Origin of the sequence: Microbacterium sp. ZKA21, from assembly GCF_050434165.1 — a bacterium.
Taxonomy (GTDB): domain Bacteria; phylum Actinomycetota; class Actinomycetes; order Actinomycetales; family Microbacteriaceae; genus Microbacterium.
The window spans coordinates 256,491-271,591 of record NZ_JBNPVV010000004.1 but is presented as its reverse complement, the minus strand read 5'-3'; the positions used below and the strand labels follow the sequence as shown (position 1 = coordinate 271,591).

Below are 15,101 nucleotides of genomic sequence, written 5' to 3'. Positions count from 1 at the left end.
CCCGACGCCGCACGCTTCCTAGAGTGGATCCATGACCGACATTCATGACAATCCTCTCGACGACCCGAACGCGAATCCGTTCGAGGTCGCAGCCACGGCCGCCGCGGACATCGCGCGGATCACCGGCGTCGAGAAGCACGACATCGCCCTCACCCTCGGCAGCGGCTGGGGCAGGGCCGCCGACCTGATCGGCGAGACCGTCGCGACGATCCCGGCCACCGAAGTGACAGGATTCTCGAAGCCCGCACTCGAGGGGCACGTCGGCACGCTGCGCTCGATCCGCACGCCCGACGGCAAGAACGTCCTCGTGATCGGCGCCCGCACGCACTACTACGAGGGACACGGCGTCCGCCGCGTCGTCCACAGCGTCCGCACCGCGGCGGCCACCGGCGCCACCATCATGGTCCTCACCAACGGCGCCGGCGGAGTCAGGGAGACCTGGACGCCCGGCCAGCCCGTGCTGATCAGCGACCACATCAACCTCACCGCCGACTCGCCCCTGGAGGGGGCGACCTTCATCGACCTGACCGACCTGTACGCGAAGCGCCTGCGCGACATCGCTCGCTCGATCGACCCGTCTCTGGACGAGGGCGTCTACACGCAGTTCCGCGGTCCGCACTACGAGACCCCGGCCGAGGTGCAGATGGCCAAGCATATCGGCGGCCACATCGTCGGCATGTCGACCGCTCTCGAGGCCATCGCCGCCCGCGAAGCGGGCATGGAGATCCTGGGCTTCTCACTGATCACGAACCTCGCCGCCGGCATCCAGAAGACACCGCTCAGCCATGCCGAGGTCATCGAAGCCGGTCGCGAAGCCGAGCCCGTGATCTCGGCGCTGCTGGCCAAGGTGGTCGAGGCGCTGTGAGCGCCGAGGACCTGCTCGCGACGGCCCGGGCCTGGATCCGTCAGGATCCGGATGCCGAGACGCGCGACGAGCTCGCCGGAATCGTCACCCTGGCCGCCGGAGGGGATGCCGCCGCGATCGCGGATCTCGACGATCGCTTCCGCACCCGGCTCGCCTTCGGGACGGCCGGGCTGCGCGGCGCGCTCGGCGCCGGCAGCAACCGGATGAACCGCGTGCTCGTCGCTCAGGCGGCCGCCGGTTTCGCCGCGTATCTCCTCGAGCGCGCGCACGGCACGACGCCCACCGTCGTGGTGGGCTACGACGGCCGGCGCAATTCCCGTCGGTTCGCGCAGGACTCCGCGGAGCTGTTCGCCGGCGCCGGCCTGCGCGCGGTCCTGCTTCCGCGCCTGCTCCCCACGCCTGTCCTCGCCTTCGCCGTCCGTCACCTCGGTGCGGATGCCGGAGTGATGGTGACCGCGAGTCACAACCCGCCGAACGACAACGGGTACAAGGTCTACCTCGGCGGCGCGGATGCCGGGTCGCAGATCGTCTCGCCGGCCGATGCCGAGATCGCCGCGCACATCCGGCGCGTGGCGGATGCCGGAGATGTCGGCACGCTCCCCCGTTCCGAGACGTACGAGATCGCGGATGACGAGGTCGTGAAAGCCTACGTCACGGCGACCGCGGCCGTCGCACCGGCAGGGCCAGGGGCGGACGGACTGCGCTGGGTCTACACCGCCATGCACGGCGTCGGATGGGAGACGTTCGAGCGGATCATCTCGGCCGCCGGCTATCCGAAGCCGATCGCGGTGCGCGCACAGCAGCATCCCGATCCGACGTTCCGCACCGTCGCGTTCCCGAATCCCGAGGAGCCCGGGGCACTGGATCTGTCCTTCGACGTCGCTCGTTCGTCAGGTGCCGAGCTCATCATCGCGAACGATCCGGATGCCGACCGCCTCGCGGTCGCGATCCCCGATGCGGACGCGCCCGGCGGGTGGCGCCGACTCAGCGGGAACGAGATCGGGCTGCTCCTCGGCGCGCGCGCCGCGCGTGCGGCCGACGGGACGCCCGGCGCGACGCTCGCGTGCTCGCTGGTGTCCTCCCCCGGCCTCGGCGTCATCGCACGCCGGCACGGGCTGGGCTTCGCCGAGACCCTGACCGGATTCAAGTGGATCTCGCGCGCCGAGGGCATCGTGTTCGGCTTCGAGGAGGCTCTGGGTTATCTCGTCAACCCCGAGACCGTGCGCGACAAGGACGGCATCTCGGCGGCGGTGGCGCTGCTGGGACTCGCGGCCGAGGCGCGCGATCGCGGTGCGGATCTGGCCGCGCTGCTCGTCGAACTCGGCGAGACCTACGGTCACTTCGCCAGTGGTCAGGTGTCGGTCAGGGTCGAGGACCTGTCGATCATCGGGAAGGTGATGGCGTCGCTGCGCCAGTCGCCACCGGCATCCATCGGCGAGACCGCCATCGAATCGGCCGAGGATCTGCTGCTGGCGCCCGAGGGCGAGCCGTCCGGCGACGTGCTGCGCTACCGGCTCGCGGGGGGCGATCGCGTCATCGTGCGCCCCAGCGGTACCGAACCCAAGCTGAAGGTGTACGTCGACGCGCAGGCGGAAACCGCCGAGGCGGCGGCCGGCGCGGTCTCGGTGATCGAGGCCGGCGTGCGCGTCCTTCTGGACGAGCGCTCCTGAACGCCGCTGCACGATGATCGTCGCCCTCGCGTGCCTCGCGGCGGCGGTGGCCGGAGCGATTCAGCGCCTCACCGGACTGGCCTTCGTCCTGGTGCTCATCGGACCCGCCATCCTCATCTACGGCCCCATCGAGGGCGTCACGATCGCCGTGCTGCTTGCGGTCGTGGCGGCTCTCGTCGCCGTCGGGTCGGGATGGCGGCTGATCGACTGGGATCGGACGCTCTGGCTGCTGATCGCCGGAGTCGTCGCCGCGCCGCTCGGCGCACTGGTCACGCGCCTGCTGCCGGAACCCGCGTTGCTGTTCATGATCGCGGGACTCGCGGTGCTCGCCCTGCTGACGCCACGGTTCGGCGGCCCGGTCTCGGCGATGCTCCGGGGGCGGCGGGGTGCGCTGTACGCCGGCGCGGCCGCCGGATTCCTGCACGCATCCAGCGGTCTGTCCGGGCCGGCGCTCGCCGCGTACGCGGTCGGCGATCGCTGGGAGCAGCGTCGGTTCGCCGCGAGCGCACAGGTCGTGTTCCTGAGCTACGGACTCGTCTCGGTGGTGCTGCGCGGCCTGCCCTCGGCACCCGTGAGCGACCTCATGTGGCTGAGCCTCGCCACCGCAGCCGGGATCGTCGCCGGGACGTTCCTCACGCGGATCGTTCCGGCGTCCGCGGCACGCACTCTGATGCTGTGGTGCGCCTGGGCAGGGGTGGCCGTGGTGTTCGCCCGCGCCGTCCTCGCCCTGCGCGCATGAGTGCGGATAGCATCGCTGCATGCCCCACCGCCGTGTGACGATCAGTGCGCACAACGGCGCGCACGCCCGCCCCGTCGCCGAGCTCGCCCGCCTGGCGCTCGCGCACGGCGCACCGGTCACCCTGGCGACCGACGACGGGGCGGTCGTCGAGCTCGCCAGCATCCTCGCGGTCATGGATCTCGCGTTGGCCGAGGGCGACGTCGTCACGCTCTCGACCACGGTCTCCCACGACGCGGATGCCGTGCTGGATGCGATGGTCGACGTTCTCGCGCCTCGATGACGACGCGCGCTCAGCCGTCGATGACGGCCACGAGCTCATCGAGGAACGCCTCGAAGCTGGTCGCCCGGCGCACCAGCCGCTGCACGCTGTCGCGTTCGCTGAACACTTCGACGAGCTGTTCGAAGACCGTCTGGAACGCGGCTCGATCGCTCTCGCTGAACGCGGCGAGCGCCACCACCTGAACCCGGCCGTCCCCCCACGCCACCGAGCCGTCGGCGATGCCGATCGCGATCGCCGTGCGCTGCGCCGTCATCTGCAGCGAGTGCGGCACCGCGAGGGCGTCCGTGAACGCCGTGGACGACATGCGCTCGCGCTGGATGGTCTTCTCGATGTAGTCGTCGTCGATGAGGCCGGCGTCGACGAGCATCCCGCCGAGCCGGCGGATGATCGTCTCATCGCCGGCATCAGGCAACGGGTGCAGGAAGGCGCTCGGGTCGAAGTACCTGGACAGCTCCGCACGCAGCTGCGCCAGCCGGCGGCCTCGGCGCATCCGGGCCGCCGCCTGCTGCACGCGCTCTATGTCCGCCTCGCCCAGGAACGGCTGCACCCGGACGAAACGCTCCCCCGCCGCTCCGGGTTCGATCGTCGAGAGCACCAGGTCCGTGTCGAACGACGCCCAGTCGGGGTCGACCGAGGTGACCACGCGGGTGACCTCGATCGCCGACCCGAGCGATCGGTCGACGCTGGAGCGCAGCAGCTCCTGCAGTTCGTAGTATCCGGGGCACACGATCGTGGCGGTGAGGATCGTGTCCGCCTTCCGGCTCCGCTCCAGGCGCCCGCCGACGTGCATGGCGACGTAGGCGATCTCGTCGTCGTTCACGGGCAGGTCGAGTCGGTCGTGCAGGCCGCTCGCGATCGAGACGGCGACTTCGAAGATCATCGGGTACGACGCCTTCAGCGACCGCGTCAGCGGATTGCGGGTCCACGCCTGCTCCTGGGACCTGCGAAGCAGGTTCTGCACGTGCAGGCTCAGACGCAGGATGAACGCCTCGTCCTCGAGGTCGACCTGGTAGTCGCGCGCCGCGCGGGCGATCTCCGCCCGCACCGCCTCGTCCACGGCGGCATCCACCCCGCTGCGCGCGGCATCGACCGAGCTCCCCTGCCCAGGCGCGACGACGCGCGTCAGGACGAGTCTCGCGAGGTGGGTGCTGTCGCCCGCACCGAGACGCACGCCGAAATGCTCGTGCGCCAGCCGTCCGATCTGATCTCCGACCCGCCCGATCTCGCCGTGCGCGCCCGCCGAGTGCTCATCTGCGGCATCCAGATCGAGCGGGCGACCCGCCGCGACCCGGTCCGCGGCGATCGCGATGTGCAGCAGCACGTCGGAGATCGCCAGTTCGTTCACGTAGTAGCCCAGCGCCCCCAGCTCGCGGACGAGCGCGGTCTTGAAACCCGCCACAGCATCGCGACCGACGACGTCGCCGGCGAGCGCATTCCTGATGGTCTCGGGGCGGAAGGCGGCGGCATCCATCTCGTCGTGCGCGAGCCGGCTGAGCAGCCGGCGCTGCGCCGCCTCGGTGCCGCGAAGCCGGATCGTCTCCCGCTCCCGGTCCAGTGCGAGGTCGGTGCCCTCCAGCAGGGTGCGCACCCTGGCCAGGTCCGCCTCCACAGTGGCGTCGCTGACATGCAGGCGATCGGCCGTCTCATAGAGGTCGATGCCGTTCGGCTCGTCCAGCAGCATCCGGATCACGGCGTGCAGCCTCTCCCGCGGCGCCGATTCGTCCGCTCGCGCCCGCAGCGCGGCACGCGCGCCGGGACCAGGGCGGTATCCGGCGGGCCCCGAGTCGACGGCATCCGCTGCGGGCACACGGGAGTTGAGGGCTGCGACGTAGGAGCGGATGCTGCGCGGAGTGACCCCGAGCTGATCGGCGAGGCTGCCGGCGGTCGCCCAGCCGTCCTGGCGCAGCAGGGTTGAGAGGAGCTGGTCCTGGCGCTGACGCGTCATGATCCCTCCGTGTCCGTGTCGCCGTCTTCGTCGCTCTCTCATGATGCCAGCACGGCGAGTGGAAAGGGGGTGCGCCGGACGTTCCGCGGGGGCGGAAAGAACCCTGGTGGTGCCGCTCACAGCGTGTTCCCAGAATGGACGCATGGCATCGAAGAGGATCCTCGTGGTGTGCGGCGCCGGGGCGTCGAGCACCTTCGTCGCGCAGCGGCTCCAGCGCGCGGCGACCGATGCCCTGCTCTCCTGGGAGGCGACCGCCGGAACCGAGCAGACCGTCGGCACGCGCGCGGCGGACGTCATCCTCGTCGGGCCTCACCTCGCCGACCGCGTCGACGCGATACGCGCGGGAGCGGCGTGCCCCGTTCTCACCCTCCCCGACGACATCTTCTCCGACCGCGACGGCGCACGAACTCTCGCGCTGGTGCGGTCGGCGCTCACCGCCGAGAAAGGAACATCATGACCGCAGCATCCCGTACCGTCCGGATCGGATCGTCGCACGGCCTGCACGCCCGGCCGGCGAAACTGTTCGCGCAGGCCGCGAGGGACTCCGGCATCGCCGTCACGGTCGCCAAGGACTCCGGCAAACCGGTCAACGCCGCCAGCATCCTCAGGGTCATCTCCCTCGGCGTCGATCACGGCGACTACGTGACGCTCACCGCGGATGGCGACAATGCCGAAGCGGTGCTCGACACGCTCACGGAACTGCTCACGACCGACCATGACGAGGAGTCGGCCTGATGGCTGCGCTGCGCGGAGTGGGCATCGGCTCTGGTGTCGCCCAGGGTCCTGTCGTCCGCATGGCCGACCCGCTTCCCGCCCCAGAGAACGCGAAGAGCGCACTCGGAGGGGATGCCGAGCGCACCAGGGTCCGCGAGGCCATCGCGGCCGTCGCCGGCGAGCTCGCCGCCCGCGCCGAGGCAGCCGGGGGCGCCGCTCAGGAAGTGCTCGAGGCCCAGGCGATGATCGCCGAGGACCCGACCCTGCAGGACGAGGTCGACGCGCGCATCGACGACGGCGCAACGGCCGAATGGGCCGTGCACGACGCGTTCGCGGGGTTCAGGGCGACGCTCGAGGCCGTCGGCGGGTACCTGGGCGAACGCGCGGCCGATCTCGACGACATCGCTCAGCGCGTCCTCGCCCGGCTGCGCGGCGTCTCGGCCCCCGGTGTGCCGGACCCCGGGCATCCGTTCGTGCTGGTCGCACGCGACCTGGCACCCGCCGACACCGCGCTGCTCAAGCTCGATCAGGTCCTGGCGCTCATCACGTCCGACGGCGGGCCGACGTCGCACACCGCCATCCTCGCGCGGGAGAAGGGCATCGTCGCCCTGGTCGGCGTGACCGAGGCCAGCGCCCTCTCGAATGGCGAGACGGTGATCGTGGATGCCGCTGCCGGCGCCGTGACGACCGATCCGTCCGCCGAAGAACTGGCCCGCGCCGCCGAGCGCGCATCAGCCAGGCTGAGCGCGGAGGCGCTCCCCGCGACACCCGGCGCCCTCGCCGACGGCACCCCCATCGCGCTGCTGGCGAATCTGGGCAAACCGGCCGACGCGGCCGATGCGGTGTCGCGGGGGGCCGAGGGCGTCGGGCTCTTCCGCACCGAGTTCCTGTTCCTCTCCGCTTCTCAGGCGCCGACGATCGCGCAGCAGCGCACGTCCTACCGGGAGCTGCTGGCCGCCTTCGAGGGGAAGAAGGTCGTCGTCCGGCTGCTGGATGCCGGTGCGGACAAGCCGCTCGCCTTCCTCAACGACGCGCACGAGGAGAACCCGGCGCTCGGGCTCCGGGGGCTCAGGGCGCTGCGAGCCAGCGAGGACATCCTGCGCGAACAGCTCACGGCTCTGGCCGAAGCGGATGCCGAGACGAACGCCGACCTCTGGGTCATGGCTCCGATGGTCACCACGGTCGAGGAGACCGCGTACTTCACGACGCTCGCCCGCGAGTACGGGCTGAAGACGGCTGGAGTCATGGTGGAGGTGCCGGCGAGCGCGCTGCTCGCTGATCGCGTGCTCGCGCACGCCGACTTCGCCTCCATCGGCACCAACGACCTCACGCAGTACACGATGGCCGCCGACCGCATGCTCGGATCCGTCGCCGGCTTCCAGGATCCCTGGCATCCCGCCGTGCTGCGCCTGGTCGGGGAGGTCGGCGCCGCCGGCGCCCGCGCGGGCAAGCCGGTCGGCATCTGCGGCGAGGCGGCGGCCGACCCGCTGCTCGCCGTCGTGCTCGTCGGGCTCGGGGCGACGAGCCTGTCGATGGCACCTGCCGCCCTGGCCGACGTCCGGCTCGCGCTCTCCGAGCACACCCTCGACGACGCGCGCCGCCTCGCCGAGATCGCCCTCGCGGCCGACGACGCGGCCGGTGCCCGTGCCGCCGTGGCTGCGGCCTGACCTGTCCCTCCCCGAACCCACAGCAGAAAGAGACGACATCATGACGACGACGTCACCCGCGCCGAAGCAGAACGGGCTCCGGGTCGGAGTCCAGCGCTTCGGCACGTTCCTCTCCGGCATGATCATGCCGAACATCGCCGCGTTCATCGCCTGGGGCTTCATCACGATGCTCTTCATCGCTGCCGGATGGTTCGGCTGGTGGACCCCCGTGGCTCCGCTGCTGGGCGGCTTCGGCGATGCCGATGTCATCGCCTGGCCCGGCGCCATGACGACGGTCGCACTCGATAAGAACGGGGATCCGTTCACCCAGTTCGTCGGGCTCGTCGGACCGACCATCACCTACCTGCTGCCGCTGCTCATCGCGAACACCGGCGGACGCATGGTCTACGGCGAGCGCGGTGGTGTCGTCGCGTCGATCGCGACGATGGGCGTCATCGTCGGCACCAACATCCCGATGTTCCTCGGTGCGATGATCATGGGTCCGTTCGCGGCGCTCGTGACCAAGTGGATGGACAAGCTCTGGGACGGCAAGATCAAGCCGGGCTTCGAGATGCTGATAAACAACTTCTCCGCCGGCATCCTCGGCATGCTGCTGGCCATCCTCGGCTTCTTCGTGTTCGGCCCGGCGATCCTCTGGGTCAGCGACATCCTGGGGCTGGCCGTCGGCTGGCTGGTCCTGTACAACCTGCTGCCCGTCGTGTCGATCATCGTCGAACCCGCGAAGGTGCTGTTCCTGAACAACGCCATCAATCACGGCGTCTTCACACCGCTCGGCATCGAGCAGGCCCAGGAGACGGGCAAGTCGATCCTCTTCCTCATCGAGTCCAACCCCGGCCCCGGAGTCGGGTTGCTCCTGGCGTTCACGTTCTTCGGCGTCGGCGCTGCCAAGGCGTCCGCGCCCGGAGCTGCGATCATCCAGTTCTTCGGCGGCATCCACGAGATCTACTTCCCGTATGCACTCAGCAAGCCGGCCACGATTCTCGCGCTGATCGCGGGTGGCGCGACGGGCGTGACGACGAACATGATCCTCGGCGGCGGTCTCGCCTTCCCCGCTGCTCCCGGCAGCATCATCGCCGTCACCGCGGCGGCCGTGAGCCCCGCAGCCGGCGGAGTCGCGAACCTGCTCGTCGTGTACCTGTCGGTGCTCCTCGCCGCCACCGTGACGTTCCTCATCACGGCCGTCATCCTCCGTTCCTCCCGCAAGCGGGATCTGCTCGCCGAGGCCGACACGTTCGGCGCTGCGATCGCGCAGACCGAGGCCAACAAGGGCAAGAAGTCCGCCGCGATGGATGCTCTGCGACTGAGCGGTGACGCGGCATCCGTCGATGCCGCCGACGAGGCGCTCGACAAGCTCGAGACGCAGGCCGAGACCGGCGGCATGGCGGACGGCGGCGTGATCGCCACGCGCCAGATCACCGACATCGTCTTCGCGTGCGACGCAGGCATGGGTTCGTCCGCAATGGGGGCGAGCGTGCTGCGCAACAAGTTCAAGAAGGCAGGCATCGAGGGCGTCACGGTCGTCAACAAGGCCATCGCGAACCTCGACGGCACTGCGGATCTGGTCATCACCCAGCAGCAGCTGACCGACCGGGCGCAGGCGAAATCACCCGATTCCCTCCACATCTCGGTGGACAACTTCATGAACTCGCCGAAGTACGACGAGGTCGTGGAGATGGTCCGCGACCAGCGAAAGGAAGCAGAATGAGCATTCTCACCCTCGGTCAGGTGCGCATCCACTCGGGCTCCGCGACGCAGGAGGCGGCGCTTCAGGAGGCCACCGACATCCTCGTCGCCGCCGGAGCCGTCACGCCCGCGTACGTCGATGCCATGCGTCAGCGGGAGCAGACGGTGTCGACCTTCATGGGCAACGGCCTCGCGATACCGCACGGCACGAACGATGCGAAGGACGCCATCCTCGCCTCCGCGCTGTCGGTCGTCCGCTACGACGGCGGGGTCGACTGGGCCGGCGACGAAGCGACGTTCGTGATCGGGATCGCCGGCATCGGCGACGAGCACCTCGAGATCCTGTCCCGCATCGCGATCCTCTTCTCCGAGGAGGACGACGTGGCACGCCTGTCCGCCGCGCAGACGCCTGACGAGCTCTACGCGCTGCTGTCCGAGGTGAACGAGGCATGAAGGCCGTCCACTTCGGCGCCGGCAACATCGGGCGCGGATTCGTCGGACTGCTGCTGCACGAGGGCGGCTACGAGGTCGTCTTCTCCGACGTCGCCGACGCCCTGGTGGACGCCCTCGACGCCGCCGACCGGTACACGGTCCGTGAGGCCGGCCCTGGTGGCGTGAACCGAGTCGTGACCGGATTCCGCGCGGTCAACAGCCGGACGGATCCGGATGCCGTGGCCGATGAAGTCGCCACCGCCGACGTGGTGACGTGCGCGGTCGGCCCCTCGGTGCTGCGGTTCATCGCCCCGGCGATCGTCGAGGGTCTGCGTCGGCGTCCGGCCGATGCCGCGCCGCTGGCGGTCATGGCGTGCGAGAACGCGATCGGCGCGACCGATCAGCTGCGGGCGGAGATCGAGCGACTCGCCGGCGACGAGGCTCCGGCGCTGACGGCCCGCGCGGCGTTCGCGAACACGGCGGTCGATCGGATCGTCCCCGCGCAGCCGGAGGGAGGCGGCATCGACGTCACGGTCGAGCCGTACTTCGAATGGGCGATCGAACAACGCCCGTTCCGGGGCGCGCTGCCGACCATCCCCGGCGCGCACTTCGTCGACGATCTCGCTCCCTACATCGAGCGCAAGCTGTTCACCGTGAACACCGGGCACGCCGCGACCGCGTACTTCGGCGCGGCGGCTGGGCACGAGAGGATCTCGGACGCGCTCGCGGATCCGGTCGTCGCGCGGGCGGTCAGCGCCGCGCTCGAGGAGACGTCCGCGATGCTGGCCGCCGTCCACGGTCTGGATCCCGACGAGCTGGCCGACTACCGCGCGACGATCCTGGAGCGCTTCCGCAACCCCGAGCTCATCGACACCGTGCAGCGCGTCGGGCGTCAGCCCCTGCGCAAGCTCTCGCGTCACGAGCGATTCATCGGTCCGGCAGCGGAGGCCGCCGCGCGAGGGCTGTCGACGACGGCGCTCGTCGCAGCCGTCGCCGCCGCACTCGAGTTCGACGATCCGGAAGACGAGCAGTCGGTCGAACTGCAGCGACGCCTCGCATCCGAAGATGCTGCCGAGTTCACGGCATCCGTCACGGGTCTGGATGCCGAGCATCCGCTCTTTCCGGCCGTGCGCGACGCCGTCGCGGCCAGGCAGAAGCACTAGCCTGAACGGGTGATGAAGAGACGCGGACGACGGGTCGTCGGCTGGATCCTGGGCGGCCTCGGTGCCGTCATCGTCCTCGGCATCGTCGGAATCGTGGTGTGGAGCCAGGTCGGCGTCATGGCCGCCGAACCGGAGCCCCTCGCGAGCGTGCGCGAGAACCCGGATGTCGTGATCGACGACGCGGACCAGGGCATCGTGCTGGCCCCGGCAGACGGGGGCAGCGAGGTCGGCCTGGTGTTCATCCCCGGTGCCAAGGTCGACCCGTGGGCCTACGCCGCGATCCTGCAGGGCATCGTCGAGGAGGATCACGTCACGGTCGTGATCACCCGCCCCTGGTTGAATCTGGCGTTCTTCGACCCGCGCGGCATGGACGCGTTCACCTCGGCTGAGCCGGAGATCGACACGTGGATCGTGGGCGGGCACTCGCTCGGCGGCGTGCGCGCCTGCCAGCTGGCATCGGATGCCGAGGCGCTGCTGCTGTTCGCCTCGTACTGCTCCGCCGACCTGTCCGACACCGACCTGCCCGTGCTGAGCCTGGCCGGCAGCGAGGACGGCCTGTCGACGCCGGAGAAGATCGCGGACGCGCGCCCCCTCCTCCCCGCCGAAGCCGAGCTCGTCGAGATCGACGGCGCATCCCATGCCTCCTTCGGCGATTACGGACCGCAACCGGGCGACGGGACGCCGACCATCTCGGACGACGAGATGCACACGACGGTCACGGATCTCGCCGGCCGGTTCGTGGATGAACTCGCGGCGGTCGGCTGAGCGCCGACGTCACACCCCGAGAGGCACGAACGGGTCCAGCAGCGGACTCAGATGTCGCGTTCCGAGCACGGTCGACGCCGAACGCGCGCCCGCCTCGAGCGCCTGCGGTACAGACGCCCCGGACAGCCGCGCATCCAGAACCCCGGCGAGGAACGCGTCGCCCGCCCCGTTCGTGTCGAGGACGTCGACCGGCACGGCCCCGACGCGGTGCTCGACGCCGTCGGCGTCCACGGCCACGGCCCCGTCCGCCCCCAGCGTGCACACCGCGAGCGACGTACCGGCGGCGATGCGGGAGTGCAGGAACGCCACCGGATCGGTCAGCCTGTCCGCGTTGCAGAACACGGCGTCCGCGACGACGAGGAACGGGCGGTGGAACTCGGCCTCGCCGTCGTAATCGTGCACGTCGACCCAGATCGGCTTCCCCGTCTCGGCTGCAAGCGGCAGCAGGCGCATCGGCTCGGCGGCGAGATCGAGGACGAGGGCGTCCGCATCCACCATCGCCTGCCGGATCCGCCCGTCCTGCGCGCCGTCCGATGCGGCCGGCGACGAGAGATACAGCGAAACCCGCTCCCCCGCACGGGTCATGAGATTCAGATGCCGCTCGGTCTGCGCGCTCGTGTCCCAGAGCGTCGGCACACCGGCATCCGACAGTGCGGAGCGCACCCGACGGCCGTCCGCGTCATCCGCGCTGAGCGCGTAGAGGAGCACGTCACGGCCCAGCGCGGTGAGGCTCAGCGCCTTGCCTGCGCTCGTCCCGCCGCGGGTCTCCCAGGAGGCCTCGGCGAACTGCATGTGCGGCACCGGCTCCGGCAGCCGGTCGAGCACGACCATACGGTTCCAGGATGCCGGGCCGGCGACGAAGACGCTGCGGGATGTCACGGTCATCCGATCCGGGATACGAGGGCGTCGAGCCCCATGCCGTAGTCGATGCGCACCACGGGGAGCGCGAGCTTGTCGGTGCCGATCCGCACGACGCCTGGTTCGATCGTGCGCGCCATCTCGTACCCCGCGAGCGCAACGCCCTGCTTCGCCGTGTCGTTGTGGTGGCCGAACGGATACGCGATGACCTCGCGCACGCCGAGGATGTCACCGGAGGTGTTCAGGTCGGCGGCGATCTGCTCGGCGGACCAGTTCTCCATGCGCCCTCGGCCGTTGTCGCCGGCTTGGTGCATGTCGTGCGTGTGCGAGCGCCGCAGCACGTACATCGACGGCGGAGGGTCCTGGCGGTAGGCGGTCACCATGAACGAGGTGGTGAGCACGCCATGGCGCTCGACGACGGGCGCCGCCAGGTCGAACCAGGTCTGGTCGGCATCGTCGTCCGTGACGATGACGGAGCGGGCGGGGAGGAACAGCCGGCCGTCGATGAACGCGCTCAGTTCGTCCCAGGTGGGCAGGTAGAACCCCGTCGTCGCGATGTGCTGCATGTGCGCCTCGAAGTCGCCGATGTAGGCGTAGTTGCCGCGCAGCCAGCCGTCCTCGCCCTCGGGCCGGCTCGTGAACTGGTGGTACATGAGGATCGGGATGCCGGCGTCCTCGGCGACGTTCTCCTCCGACGTCTTCCAGGCGGCGAACAGCTCCCGCTGCTGCTCGACGCACTCGACGACCCGCGAGCCGTTCATGCGCGCCGGGACGGCGAAGGCCGCGGCATCCTCTGCGGTCGCGTACCAGCCCGCGAACACCCTGCCGTCCTGCGCCGGGAGCGGGAGGGCCTGGTAGAGAGCACCCTGCTGCTGCAGCATCGGCTCGAGCACGATGCCGTCGCCGACGAACTCCACCGCGCAGGCGAGCGGATCGTCCGTTCCGGCCAGCAGCAGTTCGGACGGGGTCGGCGGCACCGGTTTCGGTGTGACCGCGAGGCGCGGCTCGGCCTCGGCCGTGGCCCGCGGCGCGACGAAGAAGGCGGCGGCGGCGCCGATCGCTACGAGAGCGACACCGCCGACGGCCAGTCCCCAGGCGAGACGTCGACGGGCACGACGGCGGGTGCGCGCGGCGGCGCGAGCAGGTGCGGCATCCATCGTGCGTTCGGTCAGTCCTCGAAGCCTTCGGCGATCATCTCCACGAGCTCTTCGCGTTCCTCGACCGGCAGGAACGCGGCCGCTGCGGCGTTGAACTGGAACGTCTCGAGGTCGTCGAGGTCGTAGCCGAACGCGTCGACCAGCAGCGACAGCTCGCGCGTGAGCGACGTGCGGCTCATCGTTCGGTTGTCGACGTTCACCGTGACGGCGAATCCGAGCTGGTACAGCAGATCGAACGGGTGATCGGCCAGCTCGGTCCCCCAGGCGGCGATGGCGCCGGTCTGCAGGTTCGACGACGGTGAGAGCTCGAGCGGGATCTCGCGATCGCGCACCCAGCGCGCGAGGTCGCCGAACTGCACCTGGACCTCGTCGTCCTCCCGGTTGATGACCTGCAGATCCGAGACGATCCGCACGCCGTGTCCGAGCCGCAGCGCGCGCCCGTCCAGCAGTGCGGAACGGATCGAGGCGAGCCCTGCGGCCTCGCCCGCGTGCACGGTCACCGGGAAGAACTGCTCGGCGAGGTAGTCGAACGCCTCGCGGTGCAGGGACGCCGGGTAGCCGTCCTCGGGGCCGGCGACGTCGAAGCCGACGACGCCGCTTCCGCGGAACCCGACGGCGAGCTCGGCGATCTCACGCGCCCGCCCGGTGTGACTCATCGCGCTGAGGAGCTGGCCGACTCGGATGCTGCGACCGGCACGGTCTGCGGCGTCCTCGCCCTCTTCGATGCCCTGCTGCACGGCTTCGACGGCCTGCTCGAGTGAGAGGCCCCCGGCCAGGTGCTGCTCCGGAGCCCAGCGCACCTCGCCGTAGATGACGCCGTCATCGGCGATGTCCTCCACGAACTCGCGTGCGATGCGCGTGAGACCGGCGGCGGTCTGCATGACCCCCGTGGTCAGCTCGAACGTCTTGAGGTACTCCACGAGCGAACCGGAATCGCTCCGGTTCGCGATCCAGTCGCCGAGCCGTGCGGGCTCCTGCTCCGGCAGCGCGAGACCGGCCTCATCTGCCAGCTCGACGATCGTCGCGGGGCGCACGGCGCCGTCGAGGTGGTCGTGCAGCGAGACCTTGGGAAGGCTGCGCAACGAGACGCCCTGAAGCGTGGCGTCACCGGTCGGCTCGATCGACATGGAGGACCTCTCAGCGGTGCGGGTGGATGTGCGGCT

15 protein-coding genes are annotated in these 15,101 nt (G+C 70.4%); 11 read left to right on the top strand and 4 right to left on the bottom strand.

Annotation, left to right across the window (positions count from 1 at the left end):
- Window positions 1–31 precede the first annotated feature (31 nt).
- The 4 genes from M2317_RS10815 to M2317_RS10800 are packed head-to-tail and all read left to right on the top strand — an operon-like array spanning window position 32 to window position 3,554.
- The gene (locus tag M2317_RS10815) at window positions 32–865 is read left to right on the top strand and encodes a purine-nucleoside phosphorylase (RefSeq protein ID WP_429460036.1); all 834 of its coding nucleotides are present in this window, start codon (window positions 32–34) and stop codon (window positions 863–865) included.
- The gene (locus M2317_RS10810) at window positions 862–2,535 is read left to right on the top strand and encodes a phospho-sugar mutase (RefSeq protein WP_429460034.1); all 1,674 of its coding nucleotides are present in this window, start codon (window positions 862–864) and stop codon (window positions 2,533–2,535) included. The genes M2317_RS10815 and M2317_RS10810 overlap by 4 nt, the downstream gene beginning before the upstream one ends.
- 13 nt (window positions 2,536–2,548) lie before the next feature.
- Entirely contained in the window at window positions 2,549–3,274 is a 726-nt protein-coding gene (locus tag M2317_RS10805) for a TSUP family transporter (RefSeq protein ID WP_429460032.1), read from the top strand.
- A gap of 19 nt (window positions 3,275–3,293) precedes the next feature.
- Window positions 3,294–3,554: an HPr family phosphocarrier protein gene (locus tag M2317_RS10800; protein ID WP_429460030.1), complete on the top strand. Its 261-nt coding sequence runs from the start codon at window positions 3,294–3,296 to the stop codon at window positions 3,552–3,554.
- A 10-nt stretch (window positions 3,555–3,564) separates the two neighbouring features.
- On the opposite strand, the gene M2317_RS10795 is transcribed toward M2317_RS10800, so the two are convergent.
- Entirely contained in the window at window positions 3,565–5,499 is a 1,935-nt protein-coding gene (locus M2317_RS10795; protein ID WP_429460028.1) for a BglG family transcription antiterminator, read from the bottom strand.
- A gap of 142 nt (window positions 5,500–5,641) precedes the next feature.
- On the opposite strand from M2317_RS10795, the gene M2317_RS10790 reads away from it, so the two are divergent.
- From M2317_RS10790 to M2317_RS10760, 7 genes are read left to right on the top strand one after another with little or no spacing between them, the layout of a single operon-like run.
- Window positions 5,642–5,956 (top strand): PTS sugar transporter subunit IIB, encoded by a 315-nt coding sequence (locus M2317_RS10790; RefSeq protein ID WP_429460026.1) that lies wholly within the window; start codon window positions 5,642–5,644, stop codon window positions 5,954–5,956.
- Complete coding sequence (locus tag M2317_RS10785) at window positions 5,953–6,234, top strand: HPr family phosphocarrier protein (RefSeq protein ID WP_429460024.1); 282 nt, start codon at window positions 5,953–5,955, stop codon at window positions 6,232–6,234. Before M2317_RS10790 ends, M2317_RS10785 begins: the two co-directional genes overlap by 4 nt.
- Window positions 6,234–7,880 (top strand): phosphoenolpyruvate--protein phosphotransferase, encoded by a 1,647-nt coding sequence (gene ptsP, locus M2317_RS10780; RefSeq protein ID WP_429460022.1) that lies wholly within the window; start codon window positions 6,234–6,236, stop codon window positions 7,878–7,880. The genes M2317_RS10785 and ptsP overlap by 1 nt, the downstream gene beginning before the upstream one ends.
- A 40-nt stretch (window positions 7,881–7,920) precedes the next feature.
- The gene (locus M2317_RS10775; protein WP_429460020.1) at window positions 7,921–9,585 is read left to right on the top strand and encodes a PTS mannitol transporter subunit IICB; all 1,665 of its coding nucleotides are present in this window, start codon (window positions 7,921–7,923) and stop codon (window positions 9,583–9,585) included.
- Entirely contained in the window at window positions 9,582–10,016 is a 435-nt protein-coding gene (locus tag M2317_RS10770) for a PTS sugar transporter subunit IIA (RefSeq protein WP_429460018.1), read from the top strand. The genes M2317_RS10775 and M2317_RS10770 overlap by 4 nt, the downstream gene beginning before the upstream one ends.
- A complete protein-coding gene (locus M2317_RS10765) occupies window positions 10,013–11,158 on the top strand; it encodes a mannitol-1-phosphate 5-dehydrogenase (protein WP_429460016.1) in 1,146 nt (381 codons plus the stop codon). The genes M2317_RS10770 and M2317_RS10765 overlap by 4 nt, the downstream gene beginning before the upstream one ends.
- 12 nt (window positions 11,159–11,170) lie before the next feature.
- Window positions 11,171–11,923, top strand: coding sequence for an alpha/beta hydrolase (locus tag M2317_RS10760; RefSeq protein ID WP_429460221.1), 753 nt, complete (start codon window positions 11,171–11,173; stop codon window positions 11,921–11,923).
- Between the two features lie 9 nt (window positions 11,924–11,932).
- On the opposite strand, the gene M2317_RS10755 is transcribed toward M2317_RS10760, so the two are convergent.
- Genes M2317_RS10755 through M2317_RS10745 form a run of 3 tightly spaced genes read right to left on the bottom strand, consistent with a single transcriptional unit; the run spans window position 11,933 to window position 15,065 of the window.
- A complete protein-coding gene (locus M2317_RS10755) occupies window positions 11,933–12,808 on the bottom strand; it encodes a carbohydrate kinase family protein (RefSeq protein ID WP_429460014.1) in 876 nt (291 codons plus the stop codon).
- Window positions 12,805–13,938, bottom strand: coding sequence for a polysaccharide deacetylase family protein (locus tag M2317_RS10750; protein ID WP_429460012.1), 1,134 nt, complete (start codon window positions 13,936–13,938; stop codon window positions 12,805–12,807). The genes M2317_RS10755 and M2317_RS10750 overlap by 4 nt, the downstream gene beginning before the upstream one ends.
- An 11-nt stretch (window positions 13,939–13,949) precedes the next feature.
- Entirely contained in the window at window positions 13,950–15,065 is a 1,116-nt protein-coding gene (locus tag M2317_RS10745) for an adenosine deaminase (RefSeq protein ID WP_429460010.1), read from the bottom strand.
- Window positions 15,066–15,101 lie beyond the last annotated feature (36 nt).

What these genes read in the sequence shown, in the direction of transcription:
- M2317_RS10815 (WP_429460036.1), top strand. Translation starts at nt 32, where the DNA reads ATGACCGACATTCATGACAATCCTCTCGACGACCCGAACGCGAATCCG.
- M2317_RS10805 (WP_429460032.1), top strand. Translation starts at nt 2,549, where the DNA reads ATGATCGTCGCCCTCGCGTGCCTCGCGGCGGCGGTGGCCGGAGCGATT.
- M2317_RS10800 (WP_429460030.1), top strand. Translation starts at nt 3,294, where the DNA reads ATGCCCCACCGCCGTGTGACGATCAGTGCGCACAACGGCGCGCACGCC.
- M2317_RS10795 (WP_429460028.1), bottom strand. Translation starts at nt 5,499, where the DNA reads ATGACGCGTCAGCGCCAGGACCAGCTCCTCTCAACCCTGCTGCGCCAG.
- M2317_RS10790 (WP_429460026.1), top strand. Translation starts at nt 5,642, where the DNA reads ATGGCATCGAAGAGGATCCTCGTGGTGTGCGGCGCCGGGGCGTCGAGC.
- M2317_RS10785 (WP_429460024.1), top strand. Translation starts at nt 5,953, where the DNA reads ATGACCGCAGCATCCCGTACCGTCCGGATCGGATCGTCGCACGGCCTG.
- ptsP (WP_429460022.1), top strand. Translation starts at nt 6,234, where the DNA reads ATGGCTGCGCTGCGCGGAGTGGGCATCGGCTCTGGTGTCGCCCAGGGT.
- M2317_RS10775 (WP_429460020.1), top strand. Translation starts at nt 7,921, where the DNA reads ATGACGACGACGTCACCCGCGCCGAAGCAGAACGGGCTCCGGGTCGGA.
- M2317_RS10770 (WP_429460018.1), top strand. Translation starts at nt 9,582, where the DNA reads ATGAGCATTCTCACCCTCGGTCAGGTGCGCATCCACTCGGGCTCCGCG.
- M2317_RS10765 (WP_429460016.1), top strand. Translation starts at nt 10,013, where the DNA reads ATGAAGGCCGTCCACTTCGGCGCCGGCAACATCGGGCGCGGATTCGTC.
- M2317_RS10760 (WP_429460221.1), top strand. Translation starts at nt 11,171, where the DNA reads ATGAAGAGACGCGGACGACGGGTCGTCGGCTGGATCCTGGGCGGCCTC.
- M2317_RS10755 (WP_429460014.1), bottom strand. Translation starts at nt 12,808, where the DNA reads ATGACCGTGACATCCCGCAGCGTCTTCGTCGCCGGCCCGGCATCCTGG.
- M2317_RS10750 (WP_429460012.1), bottom strand. Translation starts at nt 13,938, where the DNA reads ATGGATGCCGCACCTGCTCGCGCCGCCGCGCGCACCCGCCGTCGTGCC.
- M2317_RS10745 (WP_429460010.1), bottom strand. Translation starts at nt 15,065, where the DNA reads ATGTCGATCGAGCCGACCGGTGACGCCACGCTTCAGGGCGTCTCGTTG.